This is a genomic window from Polaromonas sp. (assembly GCF_029945925.1).
Taxonomy (GTDB): domain Bacteria; phylum Pseudomonadota; class Gammaproteobacteria; order Burkholderiales; family Burkholderiaceae_C; genus Polaromonas.
Genome location: NZ_JAQSDN010000039.1, coordinates 39,267 through 58,409 on the forward strand (window position 1 = coordinate 39,267; position 19,143 = coordinate 58,409).

A 19,143-nucleotide genomic window follows, 5' to 3' on the forward strand; every position below is an offset into this window, starting at 1 on the left:
CACTGCAAGCGGCGCTGAACGGCTGTCGGCGCCGGCCTGAGCGATACCGCCCTAAAATGGGCCCTTCATGGCTGAACCCACTTCCCCCAAACCCCCTGTCTCCGGCGCGGCGGTGCGCATTCCCAGGGCGGTGCCCGCCCCGGGCGCCCCGGCACTGACGGTCCGTCTGAACAAACGCATGGCCGAACTCGGCCTGTGTTCGCGCCGCGAGGCCGACGACTGGATTTCGCGCGGCTGGGTCCGCGTGGACGGCCAGCCGGCGGTCGTGGGCCAGCCGGTGGCCGCCAATGCCCGCATCGAGGTGGCGCGCGAGGCCGAGCAGTACCAGCGCCAGCAGGTCACCATCCTGATCAACAAGCCGGTCGGCTATGTCAGCGGCCAGGCCGAAGACGGGCACGAACCCGCCGTGGTGCTGGTACAGCCGCAAAACCGCTGGCGCGAGTGCAACAGCCGCATGCGCTGGGGCCATGAGCAGTTGCGCGGCCTGGCGCCGGCGGGCCGGCTCGACATCGACTCGATCGGGCTGCTGGTGCTCACGCAGGACGGCCGCGTCGCGCGGCAACTGATCGGCGAGGACTCGGAGATCGAAAAGGAATACCTGGTGCGTGTCACGTATCAGGGTGAACATGGCGCCGAAACCGTCAACGTCCAGGCCGTGTTTCCACCGGAAAAACTCGCCTTGTTGCGCCACGGCCTGAGCCTGGACGGCGAGCCTTTGAAACCGGCGCGTGTCGAATGGCAAAACCCGGAGCAACTGCGCTTCGTGCTCAAGGAAGGCAAGAAGCGCCAGATCCGCCGCATGTGCGAGCAGGTCGGGCTGTTTGTGACGGGCCTCAAACGGGTGCGCATCGGCATGGTCAACCTCGGCCATCTGCCGGTCGGCCAGTGGCGCTACCTGGCGCCGCACGAACGGTTTTAATCCGAATGGCACTTACATAAGACAAAAAGTCTGTCATCCCGGCCTTGAGGAGCCTGCCCCGGACTCCGATCCCGGGGGGATCCATGCCGCATGTTCCACCGGGCAGGCCCGCGAGGCATGGATTGCGGGTCAAGCCCGCAATGACAACTTCGGGCGTCATCCACGTCCCCGCCTGTCATCCCGACTGGCAGCTTTCCTGGTATTCGCGGCTCAAGTAAGTGCCATTCGTTTTAATCCCGGGTTGCTCCTGTTTCAGGAGCTGTCTGCGCCCGCCCCTATTGGGCTCAAGCCTGTTTTTGGTCATTAAATCACCCGGAAACGATGCGGGTGGACGCACCCGCTGCCGATCGCGACAATGGCGGCATGACCACCCCATCGTCACGCCGTTCCGCACAGGCCCCCCTGGCTGACTGGCGCCGCCACCTGCACCTGTCCGACCTCCGGGGCCTCGCCCAACTCGCCACCCGGGGCACGCTGGGCATCACCGAGCTGGTCGAGAAGGTGCAGGGCAATGTCTACAAGGCGGTTGCCGCACCGTTTGGCGCGGCCGGGCAGAAGTTTGTGGACCGCACGGCGGGCGCCTCGGGTGTCCGCAAAAGCGGCATCACCGGCCTGGTCTACGGCAGCGTCAAGGGCGTGACGCGACTGGCCGGCGGCACCGTCGATGCCTTGTTGTCGCGCGTGGCGCCCAGGGCGGGGCCGCAGGCCTCGTCGCCGCAGCGCGAAGCCCTGTTGGCGGCGCTCAATGGCGTGCTCGGCGACCAGCTGCTGGACACCGCCAACCCGCTGGCCATCCGCATGAGCCTGCGCCACAACGGCCAGTGCCTGCCCATGGACAAGGTCGCGCTCGCGCAGCATCTGCCGCGCGCGACGGGCAAGATCCTGCTGCTGGTGCACGGCCTGTGCATGAACGACTTGCAGTGGCGCGCTGACAGCCCGGCCGATGGGCTGCCGGGCCACGGCCGGGACTACGGGGAGGGGCTCGCGCACGAGCTCGGCTACACCCCGGTGTACCTGCACTACAACACCGGCCTGCACACCTCGGTCAATGGTGGGCAGTTCGCCGCGTTGCTCGAGCAGCTATTGCAGGCCTGGCCGCAGGAGGTCGAGGCCTTGACCCTGCTGACCCACAGCATGGGCGGCCTGGTGGCACGCAGTGCCTGCCACAGCGCGGCAGCGCAGGGCATGCACTGGCCCAGCCGGCTGCGGCACCTGGTTTTTCTGGGCACACCGCACCATGGCGCGCCGTTTGCAAAAATCGGGAGCTGGGTGGACACCGTGCTCGGTGGCAACCCGCTGACCCGGCCGTTTGCAAAAATCGGTCAGATCCGCAGCGCGGGCATCACCGACCTGCGGCACGGCAATGTGCTGCCGGCCGACTGGCAGGGCGCCGACCGGTTTGCCGGTGGTCCGGATACGCGGCAGCCTTTGCCGCTGCCGGCCGGTGTCGCCTGTTTTGCGGTGGCCGCCACGCTGGGCGGGGCCCCGGCGGCGGCAACAGCCGGGCGCAAGTTGGATGATGCCCTCGGCGATGGCCTGGTGCCGCTGTCCAGCGCGCTGGGCCAGCATGCCGAAGCGGCGCGCTGCCTGGCTTTCCCGGCCGACCGGCAATGGGTGGCGGCCGGGACCGGCCACATCGCTCTGATACACAGCCTGCCGGTCTACCAGCAGCTCAGGCGCTGGCTGGGGTGAGCGCTCAGACCGCCACCGGCAGCCGCATCAGCATCAGCCCCTAATTCAAGGCTAATTCAGTCCGGCGAAGATATAGCCTCCACCACCACACCCTGCCCGCCATGGACACCTTTGCCGAACGTGTTGCCCGCGCCATCCTGCTCGCCGCCGGTGTGAGCGCCGTGTTTGTCCTGCTGGCCCTGCCGCCAGCGGACGGTGCGGCGCTGCCGCTGCTGCTGCACCACCAGTTCCTGATCGGCTTGCTGGCGGCCGCGCTGCTGGGCGCCGTGCTGGTGCGGACCCTCCGGCCGGCCGTTGTGGCGGCGGGCCTGCTCAGCCAGGCCGGCTTTGTCGGCATTGCGCTGGCCACGCCCGGCTTCAGCGCAACCACCGCCTTCTACCTGAACGTCGCCGGTATGGCCGCCCTGCTGTGCGTGGGCGCCCTGTTGCTGCAGGCCGCCAGGCAGCAGGCGCGCTGGGAAGGCCTGTCGCCGCGGCACGGGGAGGCATGATGCGCGTCCTGCTGGTGGAAGACGACGACATGATCGGCCGCAGCCTGCAACAGGCGCTGGAGACCAACGGCTGGTCGGTGGACTGGGTGCGCGACGGCCTGCTGGCACAAAGCGCGCTGGCCGACGGCGCTTACGCTTGCGTGTTGCTGGACCTGGGCCTGCCCAAGCGCGACGGCGTCGAGGTGTTGCGCCAGGCCCGCGTCCGCGGGGATGCTACGCCGGTGCTGGTGCTCACCGCGCGCGATGGCCTGGACGACCGGATTGCCGGGCTGGACCTGGGGGCCGACGACTACCTCATCAAGCCCTACGAGTTTCGCGAGCTGCTGGCACGCATGCGCGCCGTCATCCGGCGGCGCGACGGCAGCGCGCATTCGGTGATCGGCAACGCCGTGGTGCAGCTGGACCTGACCACGCGTGAGGTGCTGGTCAACGGCGAACCCTCGGCGCTGTCTGCGCGCGAGTACGCGCTCCTTCACGCCTTGCTGGAAAGGCCGGGCGCCATCCTGTCGCGCGACCAGCTTGAAAACCGCATCTACGGCTGGGGCGAGGAAGTCATGAGCAATGCGGTGGATGTGCTGATCCACGGCATGCGCAAGAAACTGGGGGCCGACACCATCCGCAACGTGCGCGGCCTGGGGTGGCGCATCACCGGTACGCCGGCAGCGTCTCCCGCCTCCGGAGACTCGGCATGATGATCCACGTTTTCCCCTCGGGCCGGCTGTGTTCGCTGCGCCGCGCGCTGCTGCTGTGGCTGCTGCCGGTGTTTTTGCTGGTGGGGGCGGCGTCAGCCGGTTTCGCCTACTGGACCTACAACCGCATGGTGGCCACCTTCATGGACAGCCAGATGGAGTTGCTGGCTGAATCCATGGTGGCGCAGGAGCAGGACATGGTGTGGCCCGCGTTGACGGGTGAGCAGATCCACAAATGGGGTAGTTATGTGGTGCAGGTGTTCGACGCGGACGGCCGAGTCCGCTCCAACTCCTGGCCGGAATTGGCGCCCCGCCTGCAGCCGGCGGGCGGGTTTCATGACATCAAGGCAAACGGCGCACGCTGGCGCAGCTACACCACGCCGGTGAACGAGGCTTCGGGTTCACGCCGCGTGCAGGTGTTGCAAAGCGGCGAGTTTCGCCGCCACCTGGCCGCCGAACGGGCTGGCAGCGCGATTTTGCCGGTGATCATCTTGCTGCCGCTGTCGGCCTTTGTCCTCTGGTGCGTGGCCGCGATGATGTCGCGTGCCATCGGAGACATCGCACGCCAAGCCTCGGCTCAGGACGAAAACAGCATTGCCGAGCTGCCGCTGGACCGGGTGCCGCGTGAAATTGCGCCGCTGGTTATTTCCTTCAACAGCCTGTTGACGCGGCTGCGGGATGCGTTTGCCACGCAGAGGCGTTTTGTACAGGACGCCGCGCACGAGCTGCGCACGCCCATCACGGCGGTGAGCCTGCAACTGGAGAACCTGCGCGGCGACTTTGCGGCAGGCGCGCCGGCGCAACGTTTTGCGCAACTGGAAGCCGGTGTGCAGCGCGCGCAGCGGCTGGTTGATCAACTGCTCAGGTTGTCGCGTCAGCAGTCCGTGGGCGCGGAATCTCCGTCCATTCCGGTCAATGTGCACGAGGTGCTGCGCGAAAGCATCAACACGCTGATTGCGCTGGCCGACCAGCGCAACATTGATCTCGGCCTGGAGGAATCCGGCTTGCCTTCGGAGGCCACCATGCTGACCTGCTCCAGCGGTGACCTGCGCAGCGTGGTTGACAACATGATAGAAAACGCCCTGCGTTATTCCCCGGAAGGCGGCGTGGTGGATGTGCGTGTCAGGAAGAGCCAGGGGAAACTGGCCATCGAGGTGGCAGACACCGGCCCCGGCATTCCGCCGGAGCTGCTGGACCGCGTGTTCGACCGGTTCTATCGCGTGCCGGGAAGCGATGTGCGCGGCAGCGGGCTGGGCCTGTCCATTGCCCAGTCGGCCGCACAACGTTGCAGCATGCGCATCAGCCTGCGCAATCGGGACGACCGCAGCGGGCTGGTGGCGCGCGTCGAGACGGTTTGAGCACCTGCTCATTTCCAGCTAAGACTTCGCTCATGGTCGCCTAATTTGCCCCAAATACAGTGAGGTCACGGTTGAAGTTGGAGCCCGAAAGGGCCGGCACAACCGACAACCCGGTTCTCAACCATCCACTGAAAGGTCATCATCATGAACAAGTCTTACGCCCTCATCGCCCTCGCTACCTTTGCTGCCATCGCTTCCACCGGCGTGCGCGCCGAAACGCCCGATCCGGTCTCGCAGTTTGCGCTGCAGTCCGAAGGCAGCCGCACCCGCGCCGAAGTCATGGCCGAAGCCAGCGCCAAAGTGAAAACCCACAGCCAGGAGCCCGCGGGTTCACGTGTGGCTGCCACCGTGCAGTCCGCCGTGCCCACCGCCATCGTGCGTGGTGAGGCTGCGCAGGCCCTGCGTCTGGGCAAGATCCGCAGCGGCGAGCTGACTGGCCTGGAAGGCTGAGCCGGCCATCGGTCGCGGGCCCCGGGGCGCATCCCGGACCCGCGATAATCAGGTCTTGAAATATGCGACGACGCCCCTAACTCCAGGGGCGTTTGTTTTATTCCCCCTGATTTTCAAGAACCCACCACATGAGCAAGCAAACCCTCTCCTTCCAGGCCGAAGTGGCCCAGCTGCTGAAGCTGGTCACCCATTCGCTGTATTCCAACCCCGACATTTTCCTTCGTGAGCTGGTCTCCAATGCCTCGGATGCCTGCGACAAGTTGCGTTTTGAAGGCCTGAACCATCCGGAACTCTACGAAGACGCACCCGATCTCGGTGTGCGCGTGAGCTTCGACAAGGCGGCCAAAACCATCACCATCACCGACAACGGCATCGGCCTGTCGCAGATCGAGGCGGTGGAACACCTGGGCACGATCGCCAAAAGCGGCACGCGTGATTTCATGGCCAAACTCTCGGGCGACCAGAAAAACGACGCGCAGCTGATCGGCCAGTTCGGCGTCGGTTTTTATTCCGGCTTCATCGTGGCCGACAAGATCACCGTCGAGAGCCGCCGCGCCGGACTGCCGGTGGCCGAAGGTGTGCGCTGGAGCAGCGCCGGCACCGGCGACTTCGAGGTCGAGACGATAGAGCGTGCCGAGCGCGGCACCAGCGTCATCCTGCACCTCAAGGACGACGCCAGCGAGTACCTCAACACCTGGAAACTCAAAAGCATCATCAGCAAGTACTCCGACCACATTTCCCTGCCCATCCTGATGCGGAAGGAAGAATGGAAGGAAGGCGAGAACGACCAACCCGGCGAAATGGTGACCAGCGACGAGTGGGAAACCGTGAACCAGGCCGCAGCCCTGTGGACGCGCGCCAAGAAGGACATCACGCAAGAGCAGTACGACGAGTTCTACAAACAGATCAGCTACGACAACCAAAGCTCGCTGGCCAGCACGCATAACCGCGTCGAAGGTGCGACCGAATACACGCAGCTGCTTTACATCCCGGCCAAGGCGCCCATGGATTTGTTCAACCGCGACAAGGCCGCCGGCGTCAAGCTCTACGTCAAGCGCGTCTTCATCATGGACGACGCGCAGGCGCTGCTGCCGGTGTACCTGCGTTTCGTCAAGGGCGTGGTCGATTCCTCCGACCTGCCGCTCAACGTCTCGCGCGAGCTGCTGCAGGAAAGCCGCGCCGTCAAGGCCATCCGTGAAGGCTGCACCAAACGCGTGTTGTCCATGATCGAGGACCTGGCCGCCAACGAGCCGGAAAAGTTTGCCAGCTTTTACGCTGAGTTCGGCGCCGTGCTCAAGGAAGGCCTGGGCGAAGACTTCGCCAACCGCGAGCGCCTGGCCAAGCTGCTGCGTTTTGCCAGCTCGACCACCGACACCACCAGCGTCGGGTTGGCCGACTACAAGGCGCGCATGAAGGAAGGGCAGGACGCGATTTACTACATCACGGCCGACACCCAGGCTGCCGGCAAGAACAGCCCGCAGCTCGAGATCTTCCGCAAGAAGGGCATCGAGGTGCTGCTCATGACCGACCGTGTCGATGAGTGGGCGCTGAACTACCTGCATGAGTTCGACGGCACACCGCTGCAGTCGGTGGCCAAGGGCGCGGTGGACCTGGGCAAGCTGCAGGACGAGGACGAGAAAAAAGCCGCCGAGGAAGCGCAGACCCAGTTCAAGCCCGTGCTCGACAAACTCAAGGAAGCGCTCAAGGACAAGGCCTCCGACGTGCGCGCCACCACGCGCCTGGTTGACTCACCGGCCTGTCTGGTGGTGCAGGAAGGTGACATGTCGACGCAGCTGGCGCGCATGCTCAAGCAGGCCGGCCAGGCCGCGCCCGAGGTCAAGCCGATTCTGGAGATCAATGCCCAGCACCCACTGGTCAAAAAGTTAGAGGGCAGCGAACACTTCGACGATCTCGCCCACATCCTGTTCGACCAGGCGCTGCTGGCTGAAGGCGGTTTACCCGATGACCCGGCGGCTTATGTGAAGCGGGTCAACGCCTTGCTGCTCTGAAAGCGGCATAAGGTGGGTTAAAGCGAATGGCACTTGCATAAGCAAAAAAAGGCTGTCATCCCGGCCTTGAGCCGGGATCCATGCCGCATGTTCCAGCGCAGGCCCGCGAGGCATGGATTGCGGGTCAAGCCAGATGATCGAAACCCCTCTGCTGGCAACGAGCCTGCATGGGCATTTCAAGGCTGCTTGCCGCCCAGGTGTTCAAACGGATTGATCGGCTCGCCCTTCCACCATTGCTTCTCCGGGCCGAGCCTGAAGATGGCGAAATGCAGGTGGGGTGCATCCGGATTGGCATTGCCGCTGGAGCCGACATACCCAATTACGCTGCCGCGGCGTAGGTTCTGGCCTTCCTTCAAGCCTGCCGCATAAGCGTCCAGGTGCGCATAGTAGTAGGCCAATCGCCTCGTCGCATCGAACTGGTAAATCGTGATGCCGCCGGGCTTGCTCAAAAACAGCTTGGCGATGGGTCCGTCGTCCACCGCGAGCACGGGCGTGCCGCGGGGGGCGTGGATGTCGATGGCTTCATGGCCGCGCTGGTTGCGGTCCCGGCCGTCGGCAAAGGTATCGCGCAGGTCCCGGGCCAGCATGCCCTGCACCGGCAGCTGCAACGCCGGCACCTCTGCTGCAGGCGCCGGGGCTTGCGTTGGCGCCGGGGCTTGCGTTGGCGCCGGGGTTGGCGTTTGCGGGGCTGAGGGGGGCGGTGCTGGCGTTGCCGCGGATGAAGCCGGCGCCGGCGGCATTGTTGCCCTTGACGTTGGTGGCGGCGATGCTGGCGGTTCCGGCGCCGGGCTGATCAGCACCCAGAGCACACCCGCGGCAAAGGCTGCCGCACCTGCCCAGGCGCCCCAGCGCCTGGCGGGGCGATCAGGCATGGACGTCCACCGCAAAACCGGTCTGGACCACCTGGGCCAGGCGCAACACGTCCCAGTTGGTCAGGTGGATGCAGCCATTGGTTTCTGCGGTGCCGACGCGTGATGGGTCGGGGGTACCGTGGATGCCCCAGTGCGGCTTGCTGAGCCCGAGCCAGTACACGCCCACCGGGTTGTTGGGACCGGCGGCAATATCGGTTTTGGCATTGGTTTTTTTCGCGTTCTTGAGCAGCGCGGGATCGTAGGTGAACACCGGGTCTTTGGCGGCATTCCTGATTTCCATGCGGCCAAGGGGCAGCGGGTCCGACGTGCCGCCTATGCTGACCGGGAAGGCCGCCACCGGCAAATCCGCCTTTTCGAGCAGGTAGAGCACGCGCTCCGACTTGTCGATGCGAATGGATGCCGCCTTGCTCGTCGGACTGTCGGTGCCGGAAGCCGGCGCAACAATCTTGTCGCCGGCCTCGAAGCGGCTGCCGCGGTTGGCGTCACGCAGCCACTTCGCGCTGCAATGGAATTTTTCTGCCAGCGCCTCCTGGACGGTTTCATAGTCCAGCGACTTGAGCCCGGCCCGTTCCATCATGTCCGCAGGGGTTTTGGTGAAGGGGCCTGCCGCGTCCTCCTTGCTGATGGTGTACTCGGCCAGCAGGGGCGCAGGCGACGGGCCCGCCAGGGTTTTCCAGGTTTCGCTGTCGATGCGGCCGGTGGACTTGAGGTTGTTTGCCGTCTGAAACGCGGCCACCATGCGGCGCATGTTGGTCCCGAAGGCGCCGTCCATCTCGCCGGGAGAAAACCATGCGCGATCGAGCAGAATCTGCGCGCGCAAGACGGCTTCGCCGCGTGCGCCCGAGGCCAGGACCGGCGTATCGGTGGCTGCGTTCACACGCGCCATCATGGCCGCGCCGGTCTGGCTGCCGGCCTTTGTCCGGCGCTGGTGTTGTGGGACGGCGGCCGCGGGAAACGCGGCGCCGGCGGCCAGCCAGCAAAGCAGATGGCGGCGGGCAAGAGGGGAGCTTGTTTGCATGTAGAAGATTCCGTAGGCCCGGTATGGGTCCAACCCATGGTAGGACCGGCCGCAGTCGGATCTTGTCAGCAAACAGCGTGTTGTCAGGTCATTAAAGGCGCTCTGCGAAGCCCGGAGGCTTCTTCACTGGCGAGCAGGTCGATCAGTGTGGCGGCGGCTTGCGGCAAAGCTTTTCAGAAACCCACGATATGCTCAGTCCAGCTTGCCGATGCGCTTGACGACATCGGCCATGCGTTTGGCGTCGGCTTGGACGTAGTTCTCGAAATCGGCAGCGTCCTGGTACAGCACCGGGCTGCCGGCGTTGAGGATGACTTCCTTGACCTTGCTGTCCCGCGCGGCAGCGTTGGCGGCGGCGCGCAGGCGCTGGGCAATGGGTTCGGGGGTGTCTTTGGGAATGAACAGGCCGGACCACTGCGCGTATTCGGCGTTGTAACCCGCGTCTTTCAGGCTGGGCGTCTCCGGCAGGGCCGCGAGCTTGCCATTGCCCCAATGGGCCAGTACCCGCAGCTTGCCGGCCTTGACGTGCTGCAGCACGGTTGCGGGCCCGGAGGACACCGCGTCGATTTGCCCGCCGAGCAGGGCCACCACCGCGGGGCCTGCGCCGGTGAAGGGGATGTGCGTCATTTTCACGCCGGCGTTCTGCGAGAGGATTTCCATGGGCACATGCATGGTGCCGTAGTTGCCCGATGATCCGTAGTTGATCGCGCCCGGGCGCTTCCTGGCATCCTCGACAAAATCCTTCACGTTTTTCCACGGCGATTCGGCGCGCACCGCGAGCACGGTCGGGTCGGCGGTAAACCGCGCGATGGGACGCAGGTCGTTCAGCGCAAACATCGGCGGGCGGCCCCGCAGGGTGTCCGCCTCGGGAATGACGGTCAGCGAGGACAAGGCCAGGAGCACGGTGTAACCATCGGGCTTGGCTTTGGCGGCCACCCCCATGCCGATGCCGCCGCCGGCGCCGGCCTTGTTTTCAATCACCACCGGTTGACCCAGATCGCGCGACATGGCTTCGGCCACAGGGCGCGCCACGAGGTCGGCAAGGCCGCCGGGCGGGAAGGGCACGATCATCGTGATGGGGCGCGCAGGCCACGCGTTTTGTGCGGACACCCAGGTGGTGGCCGAAATGAGCAAGGCACCCAGCAATACGGATCTGCGTTTCATGTTTGTCTCCTGAGGGTTGGTCGGCGGCGGATCGAAATCCAGCGCACTTTCTATGGTTTGCATGCTAACATCCGCCTGAAATTTTGGGGTTATCGCAATCCCTAGGAGTCTGCCCCCAGGCTCCTGCTTCCACAACCGCCGCGGCATTTTCCTGCCGGGCAAAAACAAAGAGAGACAGCGCCATGAAAATTGTTGCCTACCGCTTGAAGGGCCGCTCCGGTGTGGGCCTGGTGTCCGCCGACCTCGCGCAGGTCCAGCCCTTTGACCTGCCCGAAGCGCAGAGCGACCTGGGGGCGCTGCCGCTGATCGACATGCAGGCGCGCGGCGACACCCTGCCGGCCTTGCTGCCCGCCCTCGCCCTCAGTGAGGTGCAGATCATCGCCCCGTTGCCGAAGCCGCGTCGCAACATTTTCTGCGTCGGAAAAAACTACTTTGCGCACGCCAAAGAGTTTGCCGGCAGCGGCTTTGACAGCAGCGCCAAATCGGGCGGCGACATCCCCGCGGACCCCATCATCTTCACCAAGGTGCCGGAGTCCGTGGTCGGCCCCGGCGCCGCCATCGAGATGCCGGCGGTCTCCACGGCGATCGATTACGAGGCCGAACTGGCCGTCATCATCGGACGCGGCGGCAAGGGCATTGCCGCGAAGGACGCGATGGCCCATGTCTGGGGCTACACCATCGTCAACGACATCACCGCGCGCGACTGGCAAAGCCGTCACCAGCAATGGCACATGGGTAAATCGTTCGACACCTTCTGCCCCATGGGGCCGTGGCTGGTGAGCGCCGACGAACTGGACGGCGCCAACACCAGGGTGCGCTGTTATGTCAATGGCGAGGAACGCCAGAACGCCTCGACCACGGACCTGATTTTTGACATTCCCAAATTGATTGAAACCCTCTCGGCCGGCATCACGCTCTACCCCGGTGACGTGATCGCCACCGGCACGCCGGTCGGTGTCGGCATTGGCTTCAAGCCACCGAAGTACCTGCAGGCCGGTGATGTGGTGCGAGTGGAGATCGACGGTATCGGCAGCCTGGAAAACCCGGTGCGCTGAAGCACGCCCGGAGGACCGTTCTCAGCCGGCGGCGTGGCGCTGCGTGCCGCCGCCATGCAGTTCATTGGCAAAACCGTGGTTCACGTCGCGGTGGCCCGCCTCGTCTTCCCGCACGGCCAGCACCACGTCCCGCAAGGTGGCGTCGGCGGGCAGTTTCCAGTAGTCCTTCGCAATCTGCGGGGCGGCCACGTTGGCATGGGCGCCCGAGTCGATGAGTTCCAGGTAGTGGGTGTAGCTGGTACAGGCCTCTTCCTCGAAGTAACCGACGACGCGGTGCGCCACACCCGGAGCGATCAGGTAGAGCAGGAAGTAGGCGTTGTAGAAAAAGCCTTGCACAAGGATCACCAGCGCGCGCTCGAACCAGTTGGGCTGCGCGATTTTGATGAAGGTCATCAGGTGCATGCGCTCGTTCTCGGCCTCGTCCATCAGCGTGCGTATCCAGCCCTTGTCGTCCTCGATGCGGCGCAGGCAGCGCAGGTGCGTCAGCGTGGCCCCCACCATGCCGGGAACCGCGGCGACGGTTTCCAGCACGATCGCACGGTGGCCGTAGCGCTTGGCAAAAAACAGGTCGGCAAAAAAGCGCAGTAAACGGACAAAGGCGTAGGCAAAGCGGTCGCCAAAAGTACGTGGTGTGTAGTGGGGATTGTTCATCGGAGCCTTCGCATGCACGGGATGTGCAGCCTTCCGGACCACCGTACACGAAACGGGTTCGCCTGTCTGTCCGACACCAGGCCGCGTGGGCCTACAGGGTCTGCATGCGCAGGCGACGCGCCGCTTCTTCGGCCCGCGCATCATCGATTTCGCCCATGACGGCGCCCATGTCCACCGGCCCGAGCTTGTGCGCGAAACGGCCGGTGAGCACCGTATCGGGCCGCAACACGCCGCGCTGGTACAGGTCCCAGATCTCATGGCCGTAGTCGGTGGTCAGCAGGTCAGGCGCGAAACGGCCGAAAAAGCCGCGCAGATTGGCGACATCGCGCAGCAGCATGCGGCTGGCGTGGTTGTTGCCGGCGGCATCGACCGCCTGCGGCAGGTCGATGATCACCGGACCGTCCGCGGCCAGCAGCACATTGAACTCGGACAGGTCGCCGTGCACGACGCCGGCGCACAACATGCGCACCACTTCCGTGAGCAGCGTGGCATGGTGCAGGCGCGCTTCTTCGGGCGTGAATTCCACATCGTTCAGGCGCGGCGCCGCATCGCCATGTTCGTCGGTCACCAGCTCCATCAGCAGCACGCCGTCGCAGAAATTGTGCGGTTTGGGCACGCGAACACCGGCGGCCGCCAGGCGATAGAGTGCATCGACTTCGGCGCTTTGCCAGGCCGCCTCGGCTGCCTGCCGGCCAAAACGCGTGCCTTTGGCCATCGCACGCGCCTGGCGCGTGTTCTTGACCTTGCGGTTCTCGGTGTAGTCCACCGCCTGCCGGAAGCTGCGCTGGTCGGCCTCCTTGTAAATCTTGGCGCAGCGCGTTTCGTCACCGCAGCGCACGACGTAGACCATGGCTTCCTTGCCGCTCATCAACTGCCGCACCACGGTGTCTATCAGGCCTTCTTCGATCAATGACTGCAGTCGCTTGGGTGGTTTCATGACCCTATTTTGCGCCCCGCGGGTAAAGCGCCTGCAGTCAGCCTGCCTGCCCGTCGATACGCGGCCGGGTCAGCACCGGCCAGTAGCGCACGGCATAAAGCGCGAAGCCGGCAGACCACAGTGCTGCCGACCACAGCGTGGCCTCGATGATCCAGGCCGGGACGGCGAGCGGCACGAACACGCGGACCAGCGCCGCGAGCAGGATGAGAACATAACAGGCCACATCGCTGCGGTCGGCCCGCAACGGCCGGCCGGTGTGGCCGCGTGCGGTACGCGTCATCATGCCGATGATGAGACCGCCGATGGCGCCCACCGTCAGCGCGTGCGTGGCCAACGAGGGAGCCACCCATCCCGCTGCAGCCAGGGCGCGCAGTGCGAGATGCACCGGTATCCAGAAGTAGGCGACCTGCAACACCCAGACCAGCGGCGCACGCCCTGTCTTCCAGGGCCGCCACAGGCTCCAGCGGGCAAGGTGGGCAAGCGCGCAGGCGCCAGCCACGGCGGCCAGCCACGCGCCCTGCAGTTGCACGGCGTCGGCCAGCAGCAGCACCAGCACGCTGCCCAGCGCGGCTTTCTCCAGCAAGGGCTGACGCGTGGCATTGGCTCCCGGGACGCCGTTGTTGGTGAACATGGGGATCACACGGCCGCCCATCACGGCCATGATGAACAGCATGACATCGAGGGCGAGCTGGATGCCGACCCAGCCTGGAAGCTGCATCACGCCGAGTTGTGCCAGGTGAATGCCGAGCACGGCTGCCGACATCAGCAGCAGCAGGCCGACAAAAAAGTAGTTGCGGCGATTGCGCGCGGCGATGAAGGGAATCGCCAGCGCGATGGCGGCAGCGAGCGGGAAAGCGACATTGACGACGGCTGCCGCCCAGCCGAAGGGTGTGAGTACCAGCACCCGGCCCGCCACCCACAGCGTGGCCAGCGCGGCCAGGGGCAAGCCGGTGGGCGTCGGCCGGTTCGACCAGTTGCGTCCGGCCGTGAACAGGAAACCAACGACCACGGCCAGTGCGAAGCCGAACAGCATCTCGTGGGCATGCCACATCGGCCCCTGCAGATAGGGCAGGCCCAGCCATCCGGAAAATTGCAGCGCCCACAGGCCGATGGACAAGGCGGCGAAAGTGCTTGCCAGCAGGTAGAACGGACGAAAGCCGAGGTCCCAGAGGGCCCAACCGGCAGGTGCTGGCGAAGGGCGGGGAGGCTCCGCGATTTTGATGAACGGTGTCATGAGGATGTCTTTCGGGTGGGCAGGGCGTCGGCCCCGCCATGCTGGATGCGCCAGGCCACGGCAGCGCCGGCGATGGTGGCCGCAAACAGCGCGATTGCGGCAGCATTGAGGAGGGCGCCGGTGCTGCGCAGCGAGTCACCTGCCATTCCAGCGACCAGGCGCAGCAACAGGGAGAGATGCAACACGGCTAGCGGCACGTAGAAAAAGGCGCCGAACTGCAGCTTGACGCGCGCAATGGCCGGCAGGATCACCGGTGCATGGCCCATCATCATGCTGACGATGAAGCCCAGGCCGAGGGCGTGCAGTGCGGCGTCGCGCAGGGGCAGGCCCAGGGCGGTGGCGGCCCACGCAACGCCCGCCACGGCCAGCCACGCGTAGCCGCCGAGCAGGCAAACCGCCATATATCGGCTGAGTCCGTGTGCCCGGACGGTGTGGCGGGCAATGTCGAAGACCGCCAGCCACAGCGCCAGCAGGGTCAGCGCTGCCCCGTACAACAGCCCGCCGGCAACCGGTGCCAGGGCCGACCAGGCCGCGCCCGCGAGCAGCGCTGCCAGCACGGCCTGCAGCGACAGCTCCGCGGCGGGCCGCCGGCGCATCAGCCGCGTCATTTCCAGGCGCTCGGCGGCGATGGTCATCACGAGAAAGGCGAACCACCAGGGCAGCGTCGCCATGCTGCCCTGGCCCGTGGCGAACAGCAAGTTGCCGGTCAGCCACGCTGCCGCGGCGACCAGCAGCAGCCAGGTGTGGACGGCGCGCTGGCGCCGCACGATCACGATGTTGACCGCGGTGAAGATGGCGGCCGCGGCCACGCCCAGCCACGCGCCCGGCCCGGGCTGACCCAGCAGCAGGAGCGCGCCACCTGCACCCGAGGCCAGCGGTGCGAGGAAAGCGGCGCGCAGCTTGACGGCCACGGCCCGTTCGATGCCGATGACGGTGCCGAGAAAACCGCAGATCATCAATGCCGCATGGGCCAGTGCGGCCTGGCCGGGCCAGACGGCATCCGGCAGGGCGGGCAGGGCCACACCCGCGCGCAGCAGGCCCCCTGCGATGCCGGCCAGCAGCGACAGAGCAACCCCTCCCAGCAGCAGCGGCCGCACGGTCAGGGTCATCCATCGCGGCGCCGTCTGGCGTTGCGGTGGTTTGGTGCGGCGCGAGGTGTTCACCACTGCATGAAGCGCCTGGCGCGTTCGCTCATCCGGTCGGCGGACCAGGGCGGTTCCCAGACCAGTTCAACTTCGATCAGCAATTCCGGCGGTGCCACGCGGTCCAGCTCGGTCTCGACCTCGTCGATGATGAGATCGGCGACCGGGCACGCGGCGGATGTCATGGTCAGCCGGACATGCAGTTTCTCGTCAGTTACGGTGACGCCATAAATGAGCCCGACATCAACGATGCTCATGGCGACCTCCGGGTCGACCACCCGCGTCAGCGCCGCCACCAGGGGTTGCCGCAGTGGCTCAGGGCCTTCGTAGGGAAATGGCGCTTTGGGCTCGGTCATGGCAGGTCCGGCATCAGCGCTCATGCGGCGCGTTTTGCCGCCGTCGGGGGCGCTGTCCTGTCGATAAACAGCACTTTGGCCAGCGACTGGCGGTTCTGAACCAGGTCGGCCAGGGTGTAGCGGTCCAGCACGGTGTAGAAGGCCTCGACCGCTTCACCGAGCACACCACGCAGCCGGCAGATGCGTGTGATCGCGCAGTGGTTGCCCTCATCAGAAAAACATTCGGCCACCACCGCCGCGCCCTGGGTCTGGCGCACCACCGCGCCGACGCCGACCAGTTCGGGCGGCATGGCCAGTTCGAGCCCGCCGCCCTTGCCGCGCACATTGGCCAGCCAGCCGTTTTTACCGAGCAGGTGTACCACCTTGGTCAGATGATTTTCCGACACGTCGAAAGAGGCTGCTATTTCGGCAATCGTGGCGCGTTTCTGGGGCTGCGCGGCCAGATAGATCAGCACACGCAAGCTGTAGTCGGTAAAGGTGGTGAGTTTCATACGGAGAATGTAAGGCCTCAGCCGCGTACCTCGAAGTCGATCACGATTTCCCCCGGCTCGCGCCGGACATAGGTGATGCCCAGCTTTTCGCCGAAGGCCTGCTGCAGCTGGCCCAGCAAGGGCAGGGGATCGTGGTCGTTGACGAAACGCATGGTTTCCCCGGGGTGCAGGCTTTCCAGGGCGCCGAAGATGGCCGCGTGGCGGAACCGTTTGGCAACACCGCGGGCGTCGAAGGGGTGGATATTGTTGAGGGTCTGGATCTCGCTCATGGTGAAAGCTCCAATAAAAGGGGGGAAAGGGACGAAAGGCCGGCGCGGCCGGCCTTTCGAAGGAGGTCAGAGACCGGGCGCCGCCTTTGCGTTGATGGCGGTGGCGGGTTGAACCGCGGGACGCCGCAAAAGACGCAGGGCATACCAGGCCAGCAGGGCCGCCCCGATGGCGAACAGGATGTCGCCGGGTACCCGCATCCAGACCAGCGTCTCCATCACGGGTGAGTGGATGATTTCCGGCGAGCGGGCGTACCACAGGCCCTTGCTCACGCTGGCCCAGGCCTGGTAAATGCCGGCCGGCAGCAGGGACAGGAAGACCATCATCGCCAGGCCGATGTTCAGGCTCCAGAAGGCAGGCTTGAGGATGTTGTCGGCATGCAGGTGGCGTGCATACAGGCCGCGCAGGCAGAACAGCATCAGGCCGATGCCGAGCATGCCGTAGACACCGAACAGGGCGGCGTGACCATGGGCGGGCGTCATGTTCAGCCCCTGCACATAGTAGAGCGAGGCCGGTGGGTTGATGGCAAAGCCGAGCAGGCCGGCACCGACGGTATTCCAGAAGGCCACAGCCACAAAACACATGACGGGCCACTTGTAAGTGGCGAGCCAGGGCAGGGCCCTGGAACGGCGGTAGGTCTGCAGCGCTTCAAGGCCGATCAGGGTCAGGGGCACGACTTCCAGGGCAGAGAACACCGCGCCGACAGCAATCACCGAGGTGGGTGTGCCGGTGAAGTACAGGTGGTGCAGCGTGCCGAGGATGCCGCCGAACAGGAACACGATGGTCTCCGCGATGATGGCGCGGTTGGCGCTTTCAGTTCGCACCAGTCCCAGCTTGGTGAAGATCAGCGCAACCACGGCGGTGGCGAACACCTCGAAGAATCCTTCCACCCACAGGTGAACCAGCCACCAGCGCCAGTACTCGACCATCGAGTAGTGCGTGTTCTGGCCCCAGGTCAGCGAGGTGGCATAGAAGCCGCCAATGCAGGTTGCGGACAGGAAGACCATGGCGATGAGTCCACGCGTTTCCGAGGGTTTTTTCAGCGCCGGCCAGAGGGCGCGGCCCAGCAGAAACACCCAGAACAGCAGACCCACGAACAGCAGGATTTGCCAGACGCGGCCCATGCTGGTGAATTCCAGCCCCTGGTTGCCCACCCAGAACGCGAAGTCCACGCCCCGGCGTTGCAGCGTGCCAAGCCACGCTGTGGCGGTGGAGCCGACCACGATGGCAATCAACGCCCAGAACAGAACGTCCACGCCGAGCTTTTGCAACTTGGGTTCCCGTCCCGACAGCAGGGGGGCGATGTACAGGCCGGTGGCCAGCCAGGCGGTGGCGATCCAGAAGATGCCGACCTGGGTGTGCACCGTGCGGCTCACCACATAAGGCAACACCTGGGCCAGCGGCAGGCCGAAAAAGGACTGGCCTTCGACGGCGTAGTGCGCCGTGACCACGCCCATGGCGATCTGCAGCAGCATGAGACCGATCACGGCAAAGAAGTACTTGCGCGTGGCCTTCATCGAAGGGGTGGCGACCGCGCCGAGCAGCGGATCGGCCTTGGGCGGCACCGACTCCGGCTCATGCCGCTGGCTGCCATGCAGCCACAACATCGCGGCGATGGCACCGAGCAGCAGGACGATGCTGACCATCGACCAGATCGCGGCCGAGTCGGTCATCTTGTTGCCCACAAGCGGCTCATGCGGCCAGTTGCTGGTGTAAGACAGGTTTTTCTCGTCCGGTCGGTCGGTGGTTGCGGCCCAGGATGTCCAGAAGAAAAAAGCGGTGAGCGCATGCCGATCTGCCGCGTCCGGCAGCAGGTTGCCCGTCATCGCGTACTGGTCACGCAGCTTGTCCAGCAGCACATCGCTGCCGAACAGGGCGTTGTAGTGACTCGCCACTTCGCGGATTGCCTGTGCACGATCGCGTGACACGGTGACAGTTTCGCTGGTGGGGTCATAGGTGTTGCGCCGAATTTCCTCCTTCAGCGCAGCATCGACCGCGCCGCGGTCGGACGCTGTCATGGCCGACGGGTCCTTGCGCAACGCCTGCGTATGGATGGTCTGGAGCGCCAGTGCTTCCCTGTGAAGCCAGTCAGCCGACCAGTCCGGCGCCAGATAGGCGCCGTGGCCCCAGACGCTGCCTTGCTGCTGGCCGCCGCTGGCCAGCCAGACCTGCTGGCCTTTCTGGACCTCCTCGCCGGTGAAAAGTACCTCGCCCGACGTGGTGACGACGGCCTTGGGGATGGGAGGGGCTGTCAGGTAGATTTGCACGCCGAGGTAACCCAGGGCCCCAAACGACAGGACAAAGATGAAGCCGAGCCAGCGCCACAGCATGTTGTTGTTTTTCACCGCGTA

At 65.5% G+C, this 19,143-nt stretch carries 19 protein-coding genes; 8 read left to right on the forward strand and 11 right to left on the reverse strand.

The window, feature by feature from the left end; translation table 11 throughout:
- Positions 1–67: 67 nt before the first annotated feature.
- The 7 genes from PSV40_RS11545 (at position 68) to htpG (ending at position 7,608) form a co-directional block, all read left to right on the forward strand.
- A complete protein-coding gene (locus PSV40_RS11545; protein ID WP_300537572.1) occupies positions 68–919 on the forward strand; it encodes a pseudouridine synthase in 852 nt (283 codons plus the stop codon).
- 363 nt (positions 920–1,282) lie between these two features.
- Positions 1,283–2,611, forward strand: a complete 1,329-nt coding sequence (locus tag PSV40_RS11550; protein ID WP_300537574.1) for an alpha/beta hydrolase — start codon at positions 1,283–1,285, stop codon at positions 2,609–2,611.
- Between the two features lie 101 nt (positions 2,612–2,712).
- The gene (locus tag PSV40_RS11555) at positions 2,713–3,102 is read left to right on the forward strand and encodes a hypothetical protein (RefSeq protein ID WP_300537576.1); all 390 of its coding nucleotides are present in this window, start codon (positions 2,713–2,715) and stop codon (positions 3,100–3,102) included.
- Positions 3,102–3,794 (forward strand): response regulator transcription factor, encoded by a 693-nt coding sequence (locus tag PSV40_RS11560; RefSeq protein WP_300537840.1) that lies wholly within the window; start codon positions 3,102–3,104, stop codon positions 3,792–3,794. The genes PSV40_RS11555 and PSV40_RS11560 overlap by 1 nt, the downstream gene beginning before the upstream one ends.
- Entirely contained in the window at positions 3,791–5,149 is a 1,359-nt protein-coding gene (locus PSV40_RS11565; RefSeq protein WP_300537578.1) for an ATP-binding protein, read from the forward strand. The genes PSV40_RS11560 and PSV40_RS11565 overlap by 4 nt, the downstream gene beginning before the upstream one ends.
- A 144-nt stretch (positions 5,150–5,293) precedes the next feature.
- Complete coding sequence (locus PSV40_RS11570) at positions 5,294–5,599, forward strand: DUF4148 domain-containing protein (RefSeq protein ID WP_300537580.1); 306 nt, start codon at positions 5,294–5,296, stop codon at positions 5,597–5,599.
- A gap of 128 nt (positions 5,600–5,727) precedes the next feature.
- Positions 5,728–7,608, forward strand: coding sequence for a molecular chaperone HtpG (htpG, locus tag PSV40_RS11575; protein ID WP_300537582.1), 1,881 nt, complete (start codon positions 5,728–5,730; stop codon positions 7,606–7,608).
- A 176-nt stretch (positions 7,609–7,784) separates the two neighbouring features.
- Here htpG and PSV40_RS11580 read toward each other — a convergent pair whose 3' ends face one another.
- The 3 genes from PSV40_RS11580 to PSV40_RS11590 all read right to left on the reverse strand — a co-directional run bounded on the left by PSV40_RS11580 (position 7,785) and on the right by PSV40_RS11590 (position 10,659).
- A complete protein-coding gene (locus PSV40_RS11580) occupies positions 7,785–8,216 on the reverse strand; it encodes a M23 family metallopeptidase (RefSeq protein ID WP_300537584.1) in 432 nt (143 codons plus the stop codon).
- A gap of 256 nt (positions 8,217–8,472) precedes the next feature.
- Positions 8,473–9,498 (reverse strand): L,D-transpeptidase family protein, encoded by a 1,026-nt coding sequence (locus tag PSV40_RS11585; RefSeq protein WP_300537586.1) that lies wholly within the window; start codon positions 9,496–9,498, stop codon positions 8,473–8,475.
- Positions 9,499–9,690: 192 nt separating this feature from the next.
- On the reverse strand, positions 9,691–10,659 hold the full coding sequence (locus PSV40_RS11590; protein ID WP_300537587.1) for a tripartite tricarboxylate transporter substrate binding protein: 969 nt from the start codon (positions 10,657–10,659) through the stop codon (positions 9,691–9,693).
- Positions 10,660–10,841: 182 nt separating this feature from the next.
- On the opposite strand from PSV40_RS11590, the gene PSV40_RS11595 reads away from it, so the two are divergent.
- Positions 10,842–11,714: a fumarylacetoacetate hydrolase family protein gene (locus tag PSV40_RS11595; protein ID WP_300537589.1), complete on the forward strand. Its 873-nt coding sequence runs from the start codon at positions 10,842–10,844 to the stop codon at positions 11,712–11,714.
- Between the two features lie 21 nt (positions 11,715–11,735).
- Here PSV40_RS11595 and PSV40_RS11600 read toward each other — a convergent pair whose 3' ends face one another.
- The 8 genes from PSV40_RS11600 to PSV40_RS11635 all read right to left on the reverse strand — a co-directional run bounded on the left by PSV40_RS11600 (position 11,736) and on the right by PSV40_RS11635 (position 19,137).
- Positions 11,736–12,365 (reverse strand): alternative oxidase, encoded by a 630-nt coding sequence (locus tag PSV40_RS11600; protein ID WP_300537591.1) that lies wholly within the window; start codon positions 12,363–12,365, stop codon positions 11,736–11,738.
- A gap of 91 nt (positions 12,366–12,456) precedes the next feature.
- Positions 12,457–13,302, reverse strand: coding sequence for a PA4780 family RIO1-like protein kinase (locus PSV40_RS11605; protein WP_300537593.1), 846 nt, complete (start codon positions 13,300–13,302; stop codon positions 12,457–12,459).
- 37 nt (positions 13,303–13,339) lie between these two features.
- The gene (locus tag PSV40_RS11610) at positions 13,340–14,536 is read right to left on the reverse strand and encodes an NnrS family protein (RefSeq protein ID WP_300537595.1); all 1,197 of its coding nucleotides are present in this window, start codon (positions 14,534–14,536) and stop codon (positions 13,340–13,342) included.
- Positions 14,533–15,699: a hypothetical protein gene (locus tag PSV40_RS11615; RefSeq protein WP_300537597.1), complete on the reverse strand. Its 1,167-nt coding sequence runs from the start codon at positions 15,697–15,699 to the stop codon at positions 14,533–14,535. The genes PSV40_RS11610 and PSV40_RS11615 overlap by 4 nt, the downstream gene beginning before the upstream one ends.
- Positions 15,696–16,034 (reverse strand): metal-sulfur cluster assembly factor, encoded by a 339-nt coding sequence (locus PSV40_RS11620; protein WP_300537599.1) that lies wholly within the window; start codon positions 16,032–16,034, stop codon positions 15,696–15,698. The genes PSV40_RS11615 and PSV40_RS11620 overlap by 4 nt, the downstream gene beginning before the upstream one ends.
- Before the next feature lie 20 nt (positions 16,035–16,054).
- The gene (locus PSV40_RS11625; RefSeq protein WP_300537601.1) at positions 16,055–16,525 is read right to left on the reverse strand and encodes an Rrf2 family transcriptional regulator; all 471 of its coding nucleotides are present in this window, start codon (positions 16,523–16,525) and stop codon (positions 16,055–16,057) included.
- Positions 16,526–16,542: 17 nt separating this feature from the next.
- Complete coding sequence (locus PSV40_RS11630) at positions 16,543–16,794, reverse strand: DUF2249 domain-containing protein (RefSeq protein WP_300537603.1); 252 nt, start codon at positions 16,792–16,794, stop codon at positions 16,543–16,545.
- Positions 16,795–16,860: 66 nt separating this feature from the next.
- Positions 16,861–19,137, reverse strand: coding sequence for a nitric-oxide reductase large subunit (locus PSV40_RS11635; protein ID WP_300537605.1), 2,277 nt, complete (start codon positions 19,135–19,137; stop codon positions 16,861–16,863).
- Between the last annotated feature and the right edge of the window lie 6 nt (positions 19,138–19,143).